This is a genomic window from Mycobacterium sp. (genome assembly GCF_025965855.1).
Lineage (GTDB): Bacteria > Actinomycetota > Actinomycetes > Mycobacteriales > Mycobacteriaceae > Mycobacterium.
On record NZ_JAOPWB010000203.1, the window covers coordinates 14,304 to 31,108 of the forward strand.

The window sequence follows — 16,805 nt, forward strand, 5'->3', positions numbered from 1 at the left end:
GGTGTTACCCGGCGTCAAACGCGATAGATGCGGGCGGCGTTGTCGCGGGCGATGAGGTCGACCACCCGGATGGCATCGCCCTCGCTCCAGTCTCCGTCGGCGACGAATCCGCTCAACACGCGGTGAATACCCTTGCGCCACAAAGCCGCACCGAGAAAGTGCAATTCCGCGGGACCGTATCCGTCCGACGAGTACAGGATCCTGCGGAAAGGCGCCATTTCCAGCAGCCGGGCGATGAACGACGACGCGCGCGCCCCAAGATGGTTCACGCTCAGCCCGCCGTCGACGTAGACGTTGTTGAAGGCTTGCGCCAGATATCCGGCCTCGCGCTCGTAGGGGTAGCAGTGCAACAGCACGATGGACGTGTCCGCGGACTGTCGCAGGAAGTCGAGGAGCAGCAGCGGGTTGGCCTTGCGCAGATCGCAGTCCCGGTCGCCGAAGCCGACGTGGAATTGCAGGGGTTTGCCAAGCCGCAGCGCCTGGTGCAGCCCGAAACGCAGCAGCACCCGATCCCGTAGCCGGGTGCCGCCGCTGTCGCGCCACCGGCCCGCGGCGTCGGCGACCTGGGACGCCGACGGTTCGCTCAGGTCGCCGTCGAACCCGCCGCGGTAGGCGAGGATGGACTTGGTGCCGACCGCCGCGGCCGCGCGCAGGTGCAGGATCTCCTCGAACGCCGAGGCGTAGTCGCCCGGCGCCCGCGCGGCCTGCTCGGCTACCTGCTCGAGCCGGACGACCTCGTGAGCGCGGTTGCCGGACCATTCGGCCATCTCGGCAGTGCAGGCCGTTGTGCCAGAGCCGATCCCCGTGTCGACGAGCCAGTCGCTCACTGTGGCTGCCGGTAAGAACAGACGCGCCAGCTCGGCCTCGCTGTGCTGCCGGCGGCGTTCCCAATAGGCGTCCGGTTCAACGTGTTTGGGCAGGCCCAGGATGGGCCCGCAATGGGCGCGCACCGCGAAGCCCAGCTGCGAGTCGAATCCCGAATCCACGAGTGGTTCGGTATTGGCCTCGTTGAGGGCGTTCTCGAACCGCCGCCGGTCCCCCGGCCTCAGCCAGCACCCGTGGACGTGCTGGTCGATGAGTGCCACGTCGTCGATGTGGTGCGCCAGCGCGGAGGGATCGGACGCCATCACACGCCCCCTCACAGGCTCCATGCCATGCGGAACTTGTCCGCCAGCTGCTCCGGATCGAGGTTGCCGTAGCGCTCCTGCTCCAGGCGGCGGACCGCGACCACCAGGTCGATCACGGGATCGCCCAGGATTTCCCGCAGCAACCCCGAACCGTCAAGCGCGGCAATGGCTTCCGACTGGGCTTCGGGCAGCCGAACGATGCCGGCTTCGGCGCGCTCCCATTCGGACAGTTTCGCCGGGTCCACCGTGATCTCCGGCGGCAGCGCCGCCTGGCGCTTGATCCCGTCCAGCGCCAGGCCGAGGATCGCCGCCGTCGCCAGGTAGGGGTTCGCCGACGGATCGACGATCTTGACTTCGACGTTGCCGCCGCGCGGACTCCCGGGCCCGCCCTTGACGAACCGCACCGCCGCCTCCCGGTTCTCGGTCCCCCAGCACGCGTAGGCACCGGCCCAGTTACCGGGCCGCATCCGCAGACCGGACACAATCGATCCGCACAGGATGCCCTGGGCTTGGGGCAGCCCTCCGATCACCCCCGCGACGGCGCTCTCCCCCAACGCCGTCATGCCCGCCTGCCCGGTTCCGTCGGAAAACAGCGGGCCTTCGGGGGTTGTTAGCGAAAAGTGTTGGTGTGCACCGGATCCGACGCTGTCGGCGAACGGCGCCGGTGACATGCTGACGCGCAGCCCTTGACGGCGGGCGGCCCGGCCGATGATGAGCCGGGTCAACGCCAGCTGATCGGCGGCGGCCACCGGCGTCAACGGCGACAATGAGATCTCGAATTGGTTGGCGCCGTACTCGGGATGGAACTGTTCGATGGCCACACCGGCCGTCGTGGCCGCGGCGTTGACGTCGCGAATGAACGCCTCGTGTTCGAGCACCCCGGCCAGGCCGTACTGCGCCCACACCGCGGCGGGCAGCCGGCGACCGTCCGGGTCGACCAGGAGGAACTCGATCTCGTGGCCGATCGCCGCCTCGAGGCCGGCTTCTTCGAGCGCGGCCTCGATCCGGCCGAGCGTTCCGCGGCTGCACGCCGGAACGGGTGTGCCGTCCTGCTCGAAAAACGAGGCGGGCGCCCAGGCCAGCCCGTCGCCGACGATCCGTAGCCCCGACAGATCGATGCGGAGGCGCTGATCGCCGACCACGCCGACGTCGTCGGTGAACGCGATGCCGCTCTGGTCGATGGCGAATGCATGCCAGGACGGACTGGCGCCCAGGCCGGGATCGGCGAAGGTGTTGGTCCGCCGGATGGGGACCGTCTTGGCTTGCGTGAGGCCGGCGGGGTTCACGACGGTGCCGATGACCGTGTCGACGCCTTCGGCCTCCAGCTGGGCGATCGCGGCGGCGGCGAGCGGGGTGGCTGTCATGGCAGCCATTGTGGCAATTCGATCAGTTCTGGCGGGCGATCAGCTCGGCGACGAACCGATCGAGGAAGCCGTCCAGTGGGGATTTGCCCGCAGGCCGGATGACGAATTTCGTCAGTCCCGCGTCGATGTAGGCGTCGAGTTGTCGGTGCAGCTGATCCCAGCCGGCGGCGATCAGCGCGGCGGGATCGATTTCTGGACGACGGCGGCGGGCCGCCGCGACCAGCTCCGCGGGCAACTCGCCGTCGGAGACGGCCAACGAAATGCCGAAGTGATCGGGTTCGATGCGCCGGCCGGCTTGCGCCGCGGCCCGCTCGATCGCCTCGCGCCCGGCCCGCGCCTCGGCCGGGGTGAGGAAACTACCCAGCCAGCCGTCGGCCAGCGCGCCGATGCGCCGAAACGCCGCCGGCGCCGACCCTCCCAACCAGATGTCCAGCGGCGGGACCGGCCGCGGAGCGACCGCGGCCCCGCTCACGGTGAAATACCGGCCGCTGTAGCTGGCCGGATCGTCGACCAGCGCCGAGCGCAGCACCCGCAGCGACTCGTCGAACACCGCCGCCCGCTCGCCGTCGGGCACCACGAACACCTCACGCTCGGCCGGAATCGCCGAACGCAAACCGAAGACGGGCAGCACCCGCTTGGGCGCGACGGCCGCCAACGACGCCAACTGCTTGGCCACCAGCACCGGGTGCCGCCCCGGGAGCACGGCCACCGACGTGCCCACCTTCAACCGGGTCGTCCGGGCCAATGCGTAAGCCATGCCGACCACCGGATCGACCGCCGGGGAGTAAACCAGCTCGGAGAACCACAGCGAGTCCACCCCGCTGCTCTCCAGGTGATCGACGATGCCGGCGAGCCGGTCCGGAGCGGTGTCCGCGCCCAACGCGACACCGAAGCGAATCTTCACAGGTATCGCAACACGGCGGTGCCGCCGTTTGTGCCCGCGAAACTTAAACTAGCGCGACCTTTTCCGGCGTGTCGTCGCAGCCAACGCAGTGTCGCGACGCGAGGGCGATGGAGGTTGAGCTCGCGCGGTGGCTATGCGCGGCTGGGCAGGGTCAGCTTGCAAGCCTGGCCGATATCGAGGGTCCGCAGCATCCGGCCCATCCCGACCCACAGTGCGCAGGACATGGCAAGGTCGGCGAGCAGCTCTTCGGAGAAGTGCTCGTTGCACCGGTTCCAGAAGTCTTCGTCGTCGCGCAACTTGGTGTGCTCGGTGCCAAAGCGGTGCGCGAACTCGGCCGCCAGGCGCTCCTGTTCGCTGTACCCCGACCAGGTGCGCCACTCCAGCGCGTGCTCATAGAGCTCTTCAGGAACGTCCGAGTCGTGGGCGCCGTCATCTGCGATGCGGGTGTTCATGCACACCGTGCATTCGTTGTCATGGGCGATCACCGTCCGGGCCAACTCGCGGGTGCGCATGGGCAGCCGGTTCTTGGTGTAGACCGCCTGGCTGAAGTTGGCGATCGCGCCGCCGAGGTCTGGCGACTTCGTGGCCCAGCTGTAGACGTCGTCGTCAGCGAATGTTCCGATTCGGCTCATGGCGTGATGGTACGCCCAGCCCCCGGGCCCGCCGTCTTGATGGCCACCGTCGGATGCTCGTCGTGCCAATCGCGTTGGGCCAGAACCCGATGCGCGACGCGGTCGAGCGCTGCCTGCACCTGGCGACGATCGGGCCGGCCCTCGAATCCGGGCGAGCGTTCCAGCTTGTCGACGAGCCAGGCCAGCAGCAGCGAGTGCACGTATTCGACCTGCTGCGCCCCGGCGGGAGTGAGCCACATTTCGTCGCCGTCGCCGTGCGCGTACCCGGCGGCGATCAGGCGGCCGAAGGTGGGCTCCAGCACCTCGAAAGGGATGCGCATGTAGTCGCCCATGTCGGTGAGCCGCGCCGTCCCATACATCTGCTGATAGCGGTTGATGCGCAGGACGCCCCACAACCCGGCGACGTCGAGCCGGCAGTCGGGTCGCATGGCGATGCTGCGCAGCCGCATGCCGGGAGCGCCCCGCAGCAGCCGGCCGATCGCGGTCTCCAGCATGTCGTCGGGCGATTGGCTGGTGGGCATGGCGAACGCCTCGCCGATGTCGCCGCGGTTGTTGCCGATGCCCCGCAGCGGCACTTCCCGCAGAAACAGCGCCAAGACGAACCCGACCAATGCGACTGGCACCGCACAGAGGAACACCTGGGTGAGCGAGTCGGCATAGGCGGCCACGATCGGGGCCGCCATCGTATGGGGCAGCCGGTGCAGCGCCTCCGGCGAAGCGGCCGCGGCCGCGGGCGCGTGGCTGGCGGCCAGGGCCGGACCGATCCGGCTGTGCAGGAAGTTGGTGAACAGCGAGCCGAATATCGCCGCGCCGAAGGAACTTCCGATGGTTCGGAAAAAGGTGACTCCGGAGGTGGCGACACCGAGGTCGTCGAAGCTCGAGGTGTTCTGGACGATGAGGACCAGCGTCTGCATGCACATCCCGATGCCCGCGCCAAGAACGACCAGGAACAGCGACTGCACCAGGGCCGATGTCGACGGGTCCATCCGCGACATCAGGAAAAACCCTACCGCCATCACCGCGGTGCCCGCGACGGGAAAGATCTTGTATCTGCCCGTGCGGCCGACCAGGACACCACTGCCCATCGAGGTGGTCAGCATCCCCAGGACCATCGGGAGCGTGCGCAGGCCCGACGTGGTCGCCGAGACGCCGTCGACGAACTGCATGTACGTGGGCAGGAACGTCAGCGCGCCCAGCATCGCGAACCCGACCACGAAGGACAGCACGCAGCACACCGTGAATACCGGGTTGCCGAACAGCCGGGTCGGCAGGATCGGCTCGGCGACGCGGCTTTCCACCCAGACGAAGATGCCGAGTGCTACCGCGGAACCGGCGAACAGCCCGAGGATCGTCGCCGAGCCCCATGGATACGTGGTGCCGCCCCAGCTGGTGGCCAGCGTCAGCCCCGTGGCAGCCAGGCCGACGAACAGGATCCCGAGGTAGTCGATGACCGGTTTGGTGCGCTCGCTGAGCGCCGGGATGGCCGCCGCGGCCACGAAGAAGACCACGATCGAAACCGGCACATTGATCCAGAAGGCCCAGCGCCACGTCAAATGGTCGGTGAAGTACCCGCCGAGCAACGGCCCGATCACCGTGGTGACGCCGAATACCGCGCCCATCGCGCCCTGGTAGCGGCCGCGATCCCGCAGCGGAATCACCTCGCCGATCAACGCCGTGGCGGTCACCATGAGCCCGCCGCCACCGATTCCCTGCAGGGCCCGGGCCCCCACCAGCATGGCCATCGACTGGGCGAGCCCGCACAACACGGATCCGACGACGAAGAAGACGACGGCCGCCTGGAACACCCTCTTGCGGCCGAACAGGTCTCCGAGCTTGCCGACCAGGGCGGTCATGATGGTCGACGCCAGTAGGTAGCTGGTGACGACCCAGGACTGATGGCCCGCCCCACCGAGATTGGCGACGATGGTCGGCAGCGCGGTCGCAACGATCGTCTGGTCCAGTGCGGCCATGAGCATGCCGAGCAGGACCGCCACGAAGATGAAGTTCCGTCGCTGCGGATTGACCGCGACGTCGCCGGGTGCGGGCTCGGCAGCCGGGCTGGCCGGGATCGCTGATGGTGTCGCCCTCGTCATGCCTGCCTTTCCGTCGGCGTCCGATGGTTACGGGTGCCCACGGTTAAGCCACGGCAATCGGCAGATTATGCGGCGTTGGCGCGCTACCCCGCCGAGCAGCGCGCGATGATCAGCTCGGTGGCCGCGACACGCACTGCGCCGAGTACAGCTCCTCGCCCAGCTTTTCCATCAACTCCAACTGGGTCTCCAGGTAGTCGATGTGGCTCTCCTCGTCGGCCACGATCTTCTCCAGCAGGATGGCGCTGGTGCTGTCCTGCTTCTCGCGGCACATGATGATTCCGGGCTTGAGCCGGTCCATCACCTCGTATTCGATGGCGAGGTCGGCCTCGAACTGCTCGCGCAGCGTCTGGCCGATGCGCACCGAGAAGAGGCGCTGGTAGTTGGGCAGCCCGTCGAGCAACAGGATGCGATCGGTGATCGCCTCGGCGTGCCGCATTTCGTCGAACGACTCCGAGCGGGTGTGCTCGGCCAACTCGGTGAAGCCCCAGTTGTCCTGCATCTTGGAATGCAGGAAGTACTGGTTGATCGCGGTGAGCTCACTTGTCAGCTGCTCGTTGAGCAGACGCAAAACGTCCGGGTCGCCTTGCATGATCACTCCTACGGTCTGAAAGCTGTCACGTCTGGCCGCGGCGGTGGGCTGGGCTGAAGCACCGGGCTGTAGCAGCACTTTGCCATGCCGGTTTGGAATCTTCCAGGAAGGTATGGCTGTGCTCAGTGTGTCGCGTGGGTGACGAACCCGGGGTTAGGCATCGCTAACCTACTTAGGCTAGACTTCGCTAACATGCGGCTTGTTCGCCCGGCTTACGCCTGCGCCCGAGGGGTGCGCTGATGTACGTGTGCCTGTGCGTCGGGGCCACTAACCAAATCGTGTCCGATGCCGTCGCGCGGGGCGCATCCACGTCCAAAGAGGTCGCCGCCGCGTGCGGGGCCGGGACTGATTGCGGGCGCTGCAGGCGCACGCTGCGCGCGATCATCGAATCCGCGTGTCAACTCGAGCCCGCTCGGTCGCGATAGCCGGTCAGCGTTTGTTGAAGTCCGCCAGGGCCGCGGCGTTGGCCTGGGCGCCCATCAGTTCGGCGAAGTGAGCGTTTTCCCGGGCGCTCGCCGCGGCGATCTCCGGACGGATCGGTTCCATCATCGTGTGCTTGACGGCCATCAGGCTCGAAATGGGCCGTGCCGCAAGGACTTCGGCGTGCCGACGGGCTTCGGGTAGCAGCTCCTCCGGGTCGCAGACCCGCCAAACCAGGCCCATCCGCAACGCCTCGTGGGCGTCGACCCACTCCGAGGACATCAACAGCCACGCGGCGTTTTGCCGGCCCACCAGCTGGGGCAGCAGATAGGACGAGGCCGCCTCGGGCGCCACGCCCAGGCTGGTGAAGGGGCACTTGAGCCGGGCCGTCGACGACATGAAGGCCAGGTCGGCGTAGCCGAGGATGGTCGCGCCGATCCCCACGCCGACGCCGTTGACGGCGCAGATCAGTGGCTTGGGGAACGCGCCGAGCGCGTCGATCAGGCCGGTGAAGCCGTGCTTTCCGGGTGTGAAGGTCGGGTCGGTGATGCGGGCCTGCATTTCGGCGAGGTCGGTGCCCGCGCTGAAGCCGCGGCCCGCGCCGGTCAGCAGGACGACGGCGACCTGGGGATCGTCGGCGGCGGCGAAGAGCGCGTCCGCCGTGGCGTCGTAGAGGGCCTCGTTGAACGCGTTGAGCGCCGCGGGCCGATTCAGCGTGAGGGTGCGCACCCGGTTCTTGTCGTCGATCTGCAGCGTCACCGCTGCAGCGTAACGGGTGAGGCTCAGCCGTTGCTGTAGACGCGGGTCGGCGCGATCAGCACGACCGCCCGCCGCTCCTTGGCCATGACGCGGTCGTATTCGTCCCAGTCGTCGTGGGTGCCGCCGGCGGCGGTGAAGACCTCGCGGAGCAACAGCCGCAACTGGTCGGCGTCTTTCAGCCAGGGCGCCGTGTCATCCGGACCGGCCAGCTCTGCGCGGCCCTCGACCGTCGCCCACTGCCATCCGTTGCGAAACGTGACGGCGAGCTGCGGCCTCGCCCGCAGGTTGGCCAGTTTGACCTTGCCGTAGGTGGTGAAACCCAGGGCCGGCTCACCGGTCACCGGGTGTGGCAGCAGGCCGACGTTGACCAGCGAGGCCTGCACGGTTCCGTCGGCGCGAACCGTGGAGATCACCGCCAGGCCGCTTTCTCCCTTGGCCAGCGCCACTGCCTCGTCGAGTGTTGTCATGGGCGATCCTCAATCCCGGAATGGTGTTCTGAACACGTAGCGGCTGGTCGGCACCGTGTCGATGTTCTGGTTGGCACCGAATGCCGTTGTGCTGGCGACCATCCGGCCGAGCCGGTGTTGTAGGTCGTCGTCGTCGGCAGCACCGAAGAACGCCTTCAGATCGGTGATCGCCTCCTCGGGGAACAACTCCTCGACGATGCCCGCGATTCCCGGCGCACCCGGGGTGAGGGATCGCACCACCCAGTTCTGGGTGTAGCCGAACGTCGACTGGGTTTCGATCGCCACCGAGGTGTGGTCACCCTGCCACCGGGCCAGCCAGGTCGCCTGGTCCAGTTCGGCGGGACGGCGCAGCAACGCGATGTTGGCCAGACCCGTTGTTCGACAACCGGATTCGGTCGGTGGCGCGGGAAGCGGAACCGATTCCGTCACCAGGTAGGCGGCGAGCTGCTCGCATTCCTGCGCGAGAAATTTGAGCGCCGCCGTCGTCTGGTCGCCATAGCATTGCTGGGTCCACATGCTCACCACCGCGGCGGCCGGCGGGTCCATCGTTGTCAGCGTCATCAGCGAGTGACGCACCGCGCGGTCACGAACGTTCAGCTGCAGCCCGGGGACGCCCAGTTCCAACAACGCGTCAGCGACGTGACCCCGCTGCCGGGCACACCAATCGTCGTCCGGCTCCGAGCGCATCAGGACCGCGATCACCTTTTCCATGCGCCGAACTTACCGCCGGCGAACGGCTATTTCGCCGGGCGTACCTGGTGTTCCTGGCCGATCAATTTGCCGATCATCGCCGCGAGCCGCCGGTAGGACTCATCGCGTCCGCTCGAGGAGCGGAAAACCAGGCCGATCCGCCGCCCCGGGCGGGGCGCGGCGAACTGCGCGAGCCCGAGCCGGCTTCTGGCGGCCTCGACCGGCACCGCGCTCTGCGGGATGAGCGTCACCCCCAGCCCGCCGGTCACGCACTGGACCGCCGTCGCCAGCGACGCCGCGCGCGTATTGGCCAGCTCCGCGCGCACGCCCGCCTTGTGGCAGACATCCAGCGCCTGGTCGCGCAGGCAGTGGCCTTCATCCAGCAGCAGCAGCGGCAGGTCGGCCAGCGCGGTCGCCGGCACCCGACGCTTGCCCGACAGCGGGTGCCCGGGCGGCAGCGCGAGCACGAAGTCCTCGTCATAGATCGGGACGGCGGTCATCCCGACGGCCTGCAGCCCTGAGGCGGGCAACGCGATCAGCGCGGCGTCCAGCGCCCCTTCGCGAAGCAGCCTCAGCAGCCGTTCGGTTTGATCCTCGATTACGCGCAAGGTCAGCGACGGCAACTGTTCGGCCAGCCCGGCCAGCACCGTTGGCAGCACATAGGGCGCCACGGTGGGAATCATTCCCAGCCGCACGCCCGCCTGCAGCGGATCGGACGCGCCCGCGGCGGCGGAGGTGAACGCGTCGACGGCCTCGACCACCGCTTGGGCGTGCGGCAGGAGTTGCGTGCCCTCCCTAGTCAAGAAGACACGCCGGGTCGACCTTTCGATCAGCTGGTTGCCCAGCCCCGCCTCCAGCGCCGCCAGCGCCTGCGACAGCGTCGACTGGCTTACGCCGAGAGTTGTTGCGGCGCTGCTGAAGTGCTGTCGTTCGGCCACCGCGACGAACGCGCGAAGCCCGGCGATGGTCGGCTGATAGATTTTATCGGACATACCTATAAGTATAGTGCGATATATCACCTTTACTTCAAATCCATGGGGCGGCATCATGGTGACAGAATGCTAATCTTGACTTAATCCAGATAAGGAGCGATATGTCCCTGCTGACAATCGGCGACCAGTTCCCCGCCTACCAGCTCACCGCGCTGATCGGCGGCGACCTGTCGAAGGTCGATGCCGAGCAACCCGGCGACTACTTCACCACCATCACCAACGAGGACCACGAGGGCAAGTGGCGCGTGATCTTCTTCTGGCCCAAGGACTTCACGTTCGTGTGCCCGACGGAGATCGCCGCGTTCGGCAAGCTCAACGACGAGTTCGAGGACCGCGACACGCAGGTCCTCGGCGCCTCGATCGACAGCGAGTTCGTGCACTTCCAGTGGCGCGCGCAGCACGAGGACCTCAAGAAGTTGCCCTTCCCGATGCTTTCGGACATCAAGCGGGAACTCTCCCTGGCCACCGGCGTGCTCAACGACGACGGGGTCGCCGACCGGGTCACCTTCATCGTCGATCCGAATAACGAAATCCAATTCGTCTCGGCCACCGCCGGATCGGTGGGGCGTAATGTCGACGAGGTGCTGCGGGTCCTCGACGCTCTGCAATCGGACGAGCTGTGCGCCTGCAACTGGCGCAAGGGCGACCCGACCATCGACGCCGGCGACCTGCTCAAGGCATCGGCATAGGGGGGCGAGATGAGTGTCGAGAACCTGAAGGCCGCGCTGCCCGAGTACGCCAAGGACCTCAAGCTGAACCTCGGCTCGATCACGCGCAGTACCGTGCTGAACGAGGAGCAGCTGTGGGGCACCCTGCTGGCCAGCGCCGCGGCCACGCGAAACGCCGGGGTGCTGGCCGAGATTGGCGCCGAGGCGGCCGACTACCTGTCCGCCGAGGCGTACCAGGCGGCACTGGGGGCCGCGTCCATCATGGCGATGAACAACGTGTTTTACCGGGGCCGCGGCTTCCTGGAGGGTCAGTACGACGACCTGCGGCCCGGGTTGCGGATGAACATCATCGCCAATCCGGGCGTGGACAAGGCGAATTTCGAGCTCTGGTCCTTCGCGGTGTCGTCGATCAACGGGTGTTCGCACTGTGTGGTGGCCCACGAGCACACGTTGCGTGAGGCGGGCGTGGACCGCGAGGCCGTCCTCGAGGCGCTGAAGGCCGCGTCGATCGTTTCCGGTGTGGCGCAAGCGATTGTCGCCTCCCAGACGCTGGCCGCCGTCGGCTGATCGCGGCGCTGTGACGAAACCCGCCTGGATCGAGCACGCGATCTGGTGGCAGGTCTATCCGCTGGGGTTCGTCGGCGCGTTTCCACCGTCGTCGCAGCCGCCGCAGCCGGGCCAACATCGGCTGCGGCGGCTCGTCGACTGGTTCGACCACGTCATCGCGCTGGGGGCATCGGGGATCGCGTTGGGACCGATCTTCGCCTCGCGCACCCACGGTTACGACACCACCGACCACCACCGGATCGATCCGCGGCTCGGGGACGACGCCGACTTTGATTACCTGGTGGCCGAGGCGCATCGCCGCGGGCTGCGCATACTGCTCGACGGCGTGTTCAATCACGTCGGCGTGGACTTCCCGCGGTATCAGGAGGCGCCCAACGATGAGGCGTCGGCCCGCTGGTTTCGCGGGCGCCCGGGCCGCTTCCACGCGTTCGAGGGCCACGCGGAGCTCATCACCCTCAACCACGACAACCCCGAGGTCATCGACTACGCCGTCGACGTGATGGCGCACTGGTTGCGGCGCGGCGCGGACGGCTGGCGCCTGGACGCGGCGTATGTTGTGCCGGAACAATTCTGGGCTGCGACGCTGCCGAGGGTCCGCGAGCAGTTTCCGGATGCCTGGTTCGTGGGCGAGCTCATCCACGGTGACTATGCCGCGGTGGTCGAGGCGGCGAAGTTCGACTCGGCGACCCAATACGAGCTGTGGAAGGCGATCTGGAGCGGCCTCAACGACGGCAATTTCTTTGAGCTGGACTGGGCGCTGCAGCGGCACAACGAGTTTCTGGCCGCCTTCGCCCCGCTGACGTTCATCGGCAATCACGACGTCACCCGCATCGCCAGCCGGCTCGAACGCCCCGAACACGTGGCCCACGCGCTGGTGATCCTGCTGACCGTCGGCGGGGTGCCCAGCGTGTACGCCGGCGACGAGCTCGGATTCCGCGGCATCAAGGAGGAGCGGTACGGCGGCGACGACGCGGTGCGCCCCGAGTTCGGGACTCCCCCAGTGGAATTGGACGCGTTCGGCGCCGACCTGTGGGCGTTGCACCAGTACCTCATCGGGCTGCGGCGTCGCCATGCCTGGCTGCACGCGGCATCGACGACCGCGTTGCGGCTCGGCAATCGGCACTACGTCTACGAGGCCCGCAGCGGCGACAACGCGCTGCTCGTCGCGCTCAACATCGACGACGAACCGCTGCGGGTGGTGCTTCCGGAAGTGGGCACTCCCCGCGCGCGGGTCGTGGGCGGATCGGCCGCCCCGCCGCAGGAGGTCGTCGAAACACTGGTGGTGGAACCCCACGGCTGGCGGATACTCAGCCCCGCCTAAGGGCCCGTCAGCCGCGCCAGCGTCGGCTGATCCTGCTGGCCGTCGTAGTACCTATCGAGCAGTGCGACGAAGTCCTCGTTGGCGTCCGTGGCGTGGGCGAACAGCGTCATCGACGAGCGCAGCTTGAGGTCGTCGGGCGAGCCGAAGATCTCCCCGATCGAACGGCCCCGCACCTCGTTGACCAGCCGAGCGCACTCGTGCAGTCGGGGTCCGAGCAGCGCGTGCGCCAGGTAGGCGCGGGCCTCCTCGAGCGAGGAGATGCCGTAGCGCACCGCCATCGGGCTGCTGCCCAGGCCGCGGATCTGCGGGAAGACGAACCACATCCAGTGGCCGCGTTTTCGTCCGCCGCGCAGCTCGTCGACGACGCTGCGGTAGACCGGGGCCTGCGCGTCCACGAAACGCTTCAGGTCGAAGGGATCGCTCACCAAGGCCATTTGACTACGGTGGCATATATGCGGGTCAAGCGACGAGTGCCCAAGGTGCGCGACCTGGCGCCGCTGATCCAGTTCAAACGACCGCAGTTCGACGCGACCAAGCGCCGCCTGGACGCCGCGTTCACCATCGAAGACCTGCGCCGCATCGCCAGACGCCGCACCCCCAAGGCGGCGTTCGATTACACCGACGGCGCGGCCGAGGATGAGCTGTCCATCGAGCGGGCCCGGCAAGCCTTCCGCGACATCGAGTTTCACCCGACGATTCTGCGCGACGTCTCCAACGTGACCGCCGGATGGAACGTCCTGGGCCAGCCGGTGGTCCTGCCGTTCGGGATCGCGCCTACCGGATTCACCCGGTTGATGCATACCGACGGTGAGATCGCCGGCGCACAGGCGGCGGCGCGGGCCGGGATCCCGTTCTCGCTCTCCACCCTGGGCACCACCGCGATCGAGGATCTGGTGAGCGCTGTTCCCCAGGGCCGCAAGTGGTTTCAGCTGTACATGTGGCGCGATCGGGACCGCTCGATGGCGCTGGTGCAGCGCGCGGCGGACGCGGGATTCGATACCCTGCTGGCGACCGTCGACGTCCCGGTCGCGGGCGCGCGGCTGCGCGACAACCGCAACGGTATGACGATCCCGCCGACGCTGACGCTGCGGACCGTCCTGGACGCGGTGCCGCACCCGAAGTGGTGGTTCGACCTGCTGACCACCGAGCCGCTGGCCTTCGCGTCGCTGGATCGGTGGTCGGGCACCGTCGGCGAGTATCTCAGCACGATGTTCGACCCCAGCCTGACCTTCGATGACTTGGAGTGGATCAAGGCCCAATGGCCCGGCAAGCTCGTCGTCAAGGGAATCCAGACACTCGACGACGCCCGCGCCGTGGTCGACCGCGGCGTCGACGGCATCGTGTTGTCCAATCACGGTGGGCGCCAGCTGGATCGGGCCCCGGTGCCCTTCCACCTGTTGCCGGCGGTCGCCCGTGAGCTGGGCAAGCACACCGAGATCCTGCTCGACACCGGCATCATGTCCGGCGCGGACATCGTGGCGGCGATCGCGCTGGGGGCCCGCTGCACGCTGATCGGGCGGGCCTACCTGTACGGGCTGATGGCGGGTGGCGAGGCGGGTGTGACCCGCGCGATCGAGATCCTGCAGGGCGGTGTGACGCGCACGATGGCGCTGCTCGGCGTCACCTGCCTCGAGGAGCTTTCGCCCAAGCACGTGTCGCAGCTGCGGCGCCTAGGGCCGATTTCGCCGCCAGCATAACGCCTGTGTGACGCTGCGCTGGCCGGGAACAAACTGCCGCCCGGCTGGGTTAAGCGCAGGAGACTCAACTTTTGGAGGATTGATGGCTGAAGCCATGTCAGTGCCGGTGTTGTTCACCGCGACGATCGTGTTGCCGGGAATGGTGGTGCCGATTGCGCTGGACGACGCAGCACGAGCGGCGATCGACGCCGCGCAGGCCAGCGAGTCCGGGCAGCTGCTGATCGCCCCCCGGCTGGACGACCGGTACCCGACCCACGGCGTGATCGCCAAGATTTTGCAGGTCGGACGGATCGCCGGAGGCGGCGGCACCGCCGCCGTCGTGCGCGGCGAGCGCCGGGCGCACATCGGAGCCGGCGCTTCCGGGCCCGGCGCCGCGCTGTGGGTCGAGGTGACCGAGGCGCCGGAGACCGAGCCGACCGATGAAATCAAGGCCCTGGCGGCGGAGTACAAGAAGTTGCTGCTGGCCATGCTGCAGCGGCGCGAGGCCTGGCAGATCATCGACTACGTCAACAGCCTGACCGATCCGTCGGCGCTGGCGGACACGTCCGGGTACGCGTCCTACCTGACGGACGTGGAGAAGCGCCAGCTGCTGGAAACCGTCGATGTGGCCGAGCGGCTGCGGGTGCTGATCGACTGGACCAGCGGCCACCTCGCCGAGGTCGAGGTCAACGACAAGATCGCCGAGGACGTCCGCGAGGGCATGGAGAAGACGCAGAAGGAATTCCTGCTGCGCCAACAGCTGGCCGCGATCCGCAAGGAGCTCGGCGAGGGTGAACCCGACGGTTCGGACGATTATCGCGCCCGCGTGGAGGCCGCCGAGCTGCCCGAGAAGGTGCGCGAGGCCGCGCTGCGCGAGGTCGGCAAGCTGGAACGGGCCAGCGACCAGAGCCCGGAAAGCGGCTGGATCCGTACCTGGCTGGACACCGTGCTGGACCTGCCCTGGAACGTCAAGACGGAGGATTCGACGAATCTGACGGCGGCGCGGGAAATCCTGGACGCCGACCACCACGGGCTCGATGACGTCAAGGACCGCATCGTCGAGTATCTGGCGGTGCGGAGCCGGCGCGCCGAGCGCGGGCTGCAGGTCGTCGGCGGGCGTGGTTCCGGCGCCGTGATGGCGCTGGCCGGTCCCCCCGGCGTCGGCAAGACGTCGCTGGGCGAGAGCGTGGCCCGGGCGCTGGGCCGCAAGTTCGTGCGCGTCGCCCTGGGCGGTGTGCGCGACGAGGCCGAGATCCGCGGGCACCGGCGCACCTACGTGGGCGCGCTGCCGGGCCGGATCGTGCGCGCGATCGGCGAGGCGGGTTCGATGAATCCCGTTGTGCTGCTGGACGAGGTCGACAAGGTCGGTTCCGACTACCGCGGTGACCCAAGCGCGGCGCTGCTCGAGGTGCTCGACCCGGCGCAGAACCACACGTTCCGCGACCACTACCTGGATCTGGACCTGGATTTGTCCGACGTGGTGTTCCTGGCCACCGCCAATGTGATCGAGAACATCCCGTCGGCGCTGCTGGACCGCATGGAGCTGGTGCAGATCGACGGTTACACCGAGGACGACAAGGTCGCCATCGCCCGTGATTACCTGCTGCCCCGGCAGCGGGAGCGCGCGGCGCTGAACGACGACGAGGTCGCCGTCACCGACGCCGCGCTGCGCAAGATCGCCGCCGATTACACCCGCGAGCCGGGTGTGCGGCAGTTCGAGCGGCTGCTGGCCAAGGCGATGCGCAAGGTGACGACCAAGCTGGCCGAGGAGAGCGGGGCGATGGCCCCGAAAATCCTAGATGAGCCCGATTTGGTGGGTTACCTTGGCCGGCCGCGCTTCACGCCGGAATCGGCGGAACGCACGGCGGTGCCGGGCGTGGCCACCGGCCTGGCCGTGACCGGCCTGGGCGGCGACGTCCTCTACATCGAAGCCGGGGCGACCGATGGCGAGCCGGGTTTGCAGTTGACCGGTCAGTTGGGTGACGTGATGAAGGAGTCGGCGCAGATCGCGCTGTCCTACGTGCGCTCGCACGCTCACGCGCTGGGTGTCGACCCCAAGGCGCTGGATCGGCGCATCCACGTGCACGTGCCGGCCGGCGCGGTGCCCAAGGACGGCCCGTCGGCCGGTGTCACGATGGTGACCGCGCTGGTGTCGATGGCCACCGGGCGTCAGGTCCGCTCCGACGTCGGGATGACGGGCGAGGTCACGCTGAACGGCCGGGTGCTGCCGATCGGCGGTGTGAAGCAGAAGCTGCTGGCCGCCCAACGGGCCGGTCTGTCAACGGTTTTCATCCCGTCGCGCAATGAGCCGGACCTGGACGACGTCCCCGCCGAGGTGCTCGCCGCGCTGGACGTGAAGCCGATGACCGACGTCGCCGAGATCGTCGCTCAGGCGCTCGAACCGGCTGCCGCGGGCGCTTCGGCTGCCGCCTGATACCCAATGCGGCTGGGGCGAAGGGTATTCGGCGCATGTCGAGTGCCCCTCGATGCCAATGAATCGGGAGGGAGAGGTTTTTCGCTTCCCCCGCCCGGGTAG

Annotated in this window: 17 protein-coding genes; 6 read left to right on the plus strand and 11 right to left on the minus strand. The window is 68.1% G+C overall.

What is annotated here, in order from left to right; all coding sequences use genetic code 11:
• Nucleotides 1–14 precede the first annotated feature (14 nt).
• From JWP83_RS17425 to bfr, 6 genes are all read right to left on the minus strand, one after another.
• Nucleotides 15–1,127, minus strand: a complete 1,113-nt coding sequence (locus JWP83_RS17425; RefSeq protein ID WP_297732300.1) for an amidohydrolase family protein — start codon at nt 1,125–1,127, stop codon at nt 15–17.
• Between the two features lie 11 nt (nt 1,128–1,138).
• Nucleotides 1,139–2,491 (minus strand): glutamine synthetase family protein, encoded by a 1,353-nt coding sequence (locus JWP83_RS17430; protein ID WP_297732303.1) that lies wholly within the window; start codon nt 2,489–2,491, stop codon nt 1,139–1,141.
• Nucleotides 2,492–2,513: 22 nt separating this feature from the next.
• Nucleotides 2,514–3,395 (minus strand): TIGR03854 family LLM class F420-dependent oxidoreductase, encoded by an 882-nt coding sequence (locus JWP83_RS17435; RefSeq protein ID WP_297732305.1) that lies wholly within the window; start codon nt 3,393–3,395, stop codon nt 2,514–2,516.
• Between the two features lie 131 nt (nt 3,396–3,526).
• Complete coding sequence (locus JWP83_RS17440) at nt 3,527–4,027, minus strand: carboxymuconolactone decarboxylase family protein (RefSeq protein ID WP_297732307.1); 501 nt, start codon at nt 4,025–4,027, stop codon at nt 3,527–3,529.
• The gene (locus tag JWP83_RS17445) at nt 4,024–6,120 is read right to left on the minus strand and encodes an MDR family MFS transporter (RefSeq protein WP_297732309.1); all 2,097 of its coding nucleotides are present in this window, start codon (nt 6,118–6,120) and stop codon (nt 4,024–4,026) included. Before JWP83_RS17445 ends, JWP83_RS17440 begins: the two co-directional genes overlap by 4 nt.
• A 109-nt stretch (nt 6,121–6,229) precedes the next feature.
• Nucleotides 6,230–6,709, minus strand: coding sequence for a bacterioferritin (gene bfr, locus JWP83_RS17450; RefSeq protein WP_297732311.1), 480 nt, complete (start codon nt 6,707–6,709; stop codon nt 6,230–6,232).
• Nucleotides 6,710–6,948: 239 nt separating this feature from the next.
• On the opposite strand from bfr, the gene JWP83_RS17455 reads away from it, so the two are divergent.
• The gene (locus JWP83_RS17455; protein WP_297732313.1) at nt 6,949–7,134 is read left to right on the plus strand and encodes a (2Fe-2S)-binding protein; all 186 of its coding nucleotides are present in this window, start codon (nt 6,949–6,951) and stop codon (nt 7,132–7,134) included.
• A 4-nt stretch (nt 7,135–7,138) separates the two neighbouring features.
• Here the strand turns inward: JWP83_RS17455 and JWP83_RS17460 are convergent, their stop codons facing one another.
• From JWP83_RS17460 to JWP83_RS17475, 4 genes are read right to left on the minus strand one after another with little or no spacing between them, the layout of a single operon-like run.
• Nucleotides 7,139–7,888 carry an enoyl-CoA hydratase-related protein gene (locus JWP83_RS17460; protein WP_297732316.1) on the minus strand — a complete coding sequence of 250 codons (750 nt, stop codon included), beginning with the start codon at nt 7,886–7,888 and terminating at the stop codon, nt 7,139–7,141.
• 23 nt (nt 7,889–7,911) lie between these two features.
• Nucleotides 7,912–8,355, minus strand: a complete 444-nt coding sequence (locus JWP83_RS17465) for a PPOX class F420-dependent oxidoreductase (RefSeq protein ID WP_297732318.1) — start codon at nt 8,353–8,355, stop codon at nt 7,912–7,914.
• A 9-nt stretch (nt 8,356–8,364) separates the two neighbouring features.
• Nucleotides 8,365–9,066: a hypothetical protein gene (locus JWP83_RS17470; protein WP_297732320.1), complete on the minus strand. Its 702-nt coding sequence runs from the start codon at nt 9,064–9,066 to the stop codon at nt 8,365–8,367.
• Between the two features lie 26 nt (nt 9,067–9,092).
• Nucleotides 9,093–10,037 (minus strand): hydrogen peroxide-inducible genes activator, encoded by a 945-nt coding sequence (locus JWP83_RS17475; protein ID WP_297732322.1) that lies wholly within the window; start codon nt 10,035–10,037, stop codon nt 9,093–9,095.
• 101 nt (nt 10,038–10,138) lie between these two features.
• Here JWP83_RS17475 and JWP83_RS17480 point away from each other — a divergent pair, with 101 nt between their 5' ends.
• From JWP83_RS17480 to JWP83_RS17490, 3 genes are read left to right on the plus strand one after another with little or no spacing between them, the layout of a single operon-like run.
• Nucleotides 10,139–10,726, plus strand: a complete 588-nt coding sequence (locus JWP83_RS17480; RefSeq protein WP_297732324.1) for a peroxiredoxin — start codon at nt 10,139–10,141, stop codon at nt 10,724–10,726.
• A 9-nt stretch (nt 10,727–10,735) separates the two neighbouring features.
• Nucleotides 10,736–11,272: an alkyl hydroperoxide reductase gene (locus JWP83_RS17485; protein ID WP_297732326.1), complete on the plus strand. Its 537-nt coding sequence runs from the start codon at nt 10,736–10,738 to the stop codon at nt 11,270–11,272.
• 10 nt (nt 11,273–11,282) lie between these two features.
• Entirely contained in the window at nt 11,283–12,593 is a 1,311-nt protein-coding gene (locus JWP83_RS17490; RefSeq protein WP_297732329.1) for an alpha-amylase family protein, read from the plus strand.
• Here JWP83_RS17490 and JWP83_RS17495 read toward each other — a convergent pair.
• Nucleotides 12,590–13,027, minus strand: coding sequence for a DUF1810 domain-containing protein (locus JWP83_RS17495; protein ID WP_297732330.1), 438 nt, complete (start codon nt 13,025–13,027; stop codon nt 12,590–12,592). The two genes, JWP83_RS17490 and JWP83_RS17495, sit on opposite strands and share 4 nt — an antisense overlap.
• Nucleotides 13,028–13,045: 18 nt before the next feature.
• Between JWP83_RS17495 and JWP83_RS17500 the strand changes: the two genes are divergently transcribed.
• Both JWP83_RS17500 and lon read left to right on the plus strand, forming a co-directional pair.
• Nucleotides 13,046–14,290: an alpha-hydroxy acid oxidase gene (locus JWP83_RS17500; protein ID WP_297732332.1), complete on the plus strand. Its 1,245-nt coding sequence runs from the start codon at nt 13,046–13,048 to the stop codon at nt 14,288–14,290.
• 82 nt (nt 14,291–14,372) lie between these two features.
• Complete coding sequence (gene lon / locus JWP83_RS17505; RefSeq protein WP_297732334.1) at nt 14,373–16,703, plus strand: endopeptidase La; 2,331 nt, start codon at nt 14,373–14,375, stop codon at nt 16,701–16,703.
• Nucleotides 16,704–16,805 lie beyond the last annotated feature (102 nt).

Coding starts and splice junctions, on each gene's coding strand:
- JWP83_RS17465 (WP_297732318.1), bottom strand. CDS start 8,355: ATGACAACACTCGACGAGGCAGTGGCGCTGGCCAAGGGAGAAAGCGGC.
- JWP83_RS17455 (WP_297732313.1), top strand. CDS start 6,949: ATGTACGTGTGCCTGTGCGTCGGGGCCACTAACCAAATCGTGTCCGAT.
- JWP83_RS17475 (WP_297732322.1), bottom strand. CDS start 10,037: ATGTCCGATAAAATCTATCAGCCGACCATCGCCGGGCTTCGCGCGTTC.
- JWP83_RS17480 (WP_297732324.1), top strand. CDS start 10,139: ATGTCCCTGCTGACAATCGGCGACCAGTTCCCCGCCTACCAGCTCACC.
- JWP83_RS17500 (WP_297732332.1), top strand. CDS start 13,046: ATGCGGGTCAAGCGACGAGTGCCCAAGGTGCGCGACCTGGCGCCGCTG.
- bfr (WP_297732311.1), bottom strand. CDS start 6,709: ATGCAAGGCGACCCGGACGTTTTGCGTCTGCTCAACGAGCAGCTGACA.
- JWP83_RS17495 (WP_297732330.1), bottom strand. CDS start 13,027: ATGGCCTTGGTGAGCGATCCCTTCGACCTGAAGCGTTTCGTGGACGCG.
- JWP83_RS17440 (WP_297732307.1), bottom strand. CDS start 4,027: ATGAGCCGAATCGGAACATTCGCTGACGACGACGTCTACAGCTGGGCC.
- JWP83_RS17485 (WP_297732326.1), top strand. CDS start 10,736: ATGAGTGTCGAGAACCTGAAGGCCGCGCTGCCCGAGTACGCCAAGGAC.
- JWP83_RS17470 (WP_297732320.1), bottom strand. CDS start 9,066: ATGGAAAAGGTGATCGCGGTCCTGATGCGCTCGGAGCCGGACGACGAT.
- lon (WP_297732334.1), top strand. CDS start 14,373: ATGGCTGAAGCCATGTCAGTGCCGGTGTTGTTCACCGCGACGATCGTG.
- JWP83_RS17425 (WP_297732300.1), bottom strand. CDS start 1,127: ATGGCGTCCGATCCCTCCGCGCTGGCGCACCACATCGACGACGTGGCA.
- JWP83_RS17445 (WP_297732309.1), bottom strand. CDS start 6,120: ATGACGAGGGCGACACCATCAGCGATCCCGGCCAGCCCGGCTGCCGAG.
- JWP83_RS17430 (WP_297732303.1), bottom strand. CDS start 2,491: ATGACAGCCACCCCGCTCGCCGCCGCCGCGATCGCCCAGCTGGAGGCC.